The 1,443-nt window shown below is 49.7% G+C and carries 1 protein-coding gene; it reads right to left on the reverse strand.

What is annotated here, in order from left to right; genetic code table 11:
- The coding region (locus NG821_RS12500; RefSeq protein ID WP_252761988.1) for an IS1182 family transposase at nt 1–1,327 on the reverse strand (1,327 nt) is incomplete at its 3' end.
- Between the last annotated feature and the right edge of the window lie 116 nt (nt 1,328–1,443).

The raw sequence follows: 1,443 nt of genomic DNA on the forward strand, positions 1-1,443 counted from the left end.
GCCTGTAGTTCACCTCTATAGTACGGTTACCCCTTGCCTTGAAGCACCGGCATCGGAGCGGACATCCCTCGCATCTCTGTGCCCTGTACCTTGCGCTTTGGGTGGCATACCCGCTTGCCGTCCTGCCTCTCCTGGTGCCGATGCGCCTCAGGTGCTGCCCCATGGGACAGACGTAATAGTCTTCCTCCTTATTATAGTAGAAGCTGTCCTGACGGAAAGGGTCCTGAACATAGCGCGGACGCTGCTCAATGTGGAAGCGGTTGTACTTGACGAAGGCTTCCATGCCGTTCTCCTCCATGAACCGGTAATTCTCTTCCGAGCCATAGCCTGAATCTGCTACTTCCCTGAGCGGAAAGCGGCGGTAACGCTTCATGAAGGAGTTGCAGAACGGAATGAAGGTCAGCGTGTCCGTGGGATTGGGGAAAAGGGCGAAGTCCGTGATGAACTGATTCTCCGTTCCGATCTGCAGGTTGTATCCGGGCTTGGTCTGCCCGTTGTTCATCGCGTCCTCCTTCATCCGCATGAACGTGGCATCATGGTCTGTCTTGGAATAAGAGTTGCGTTCACCCAGTATCACAAGGTGGCGGTCATATTCACGCAGCTTGTCCCGGTGGGCCCTGAGCTGGCGTAACTGCCTTTCCTTCTCCCTTTTTTCTGCCTTCTGCTCCTTGTTTTCAGGGACGGCGGTTTTGTCTATGGAAGTCTGTAATTCACTTACGAGTCCTTCCAGCATGGATGGAGTGAACTCTACAGGCTCATCCCGGTCCATTTGATCCTGCACTATACTGTCATCTATCTGTTCAAGGAGTACGGAAATCTTCTCCATCAGTTTCGCACGGTTCCTTTCCACCGTCTTGCGCCAGACAAAGGTGTATTTATTGGACTTGGCCTCTATCTTCGTGCCGTCAACATATTCCGTGTCAAGCGTGATGAATCCCTTTTCCCACAGCAGCAGGACGATCTGGGTGAATATACCGTTGATTTCTTTCTTCACACGGTTCCGGAAGCGGTTGATCGTAATAAAGTCGGGCTTCTCATAACCTGCGAGCCAGATGAAATGTATATCACGGCGCAGAAGCTTCTCTATGCGACGGCAGGAATAGATGTTGTTCATATAGGCGTATATGATGACCTTGAGCATCATCCTGGGATGATAGGGACTACGGCCGGATTCCTTGTAGAGTTTCAGGATATCGTCCAGATTCAGACCGTTGATTATACCGTTGATTAGGCGGACCGGATCATTTTCCGCAATATCCTCATCGATTCTTTGTGGAAAAAGAACCATTTGGTTGGGCGTATAAGAAAGAAAGTGTAACTTTGCCATAGTTATAAAGTATATGTCTAAAGGTACAAAAATTTTTGGACATGGCAAAGCCCTGGCTTGAGAAAGTCGGGGCTTTGTGATAAAAAAAGAGGATATGTCTATTTTGACACACCCTC

This window comes from Segatella cerevisiae, assembly GCF_024054555.1.
In the GTDB taxonomy this organism is placed as follows: domain Bacteria; phylum Bacteroidota; class Bacteroidia; order Bacteroidales; family Bacteroidaceae; genus Prevotella; species Prevotella cerevisiae.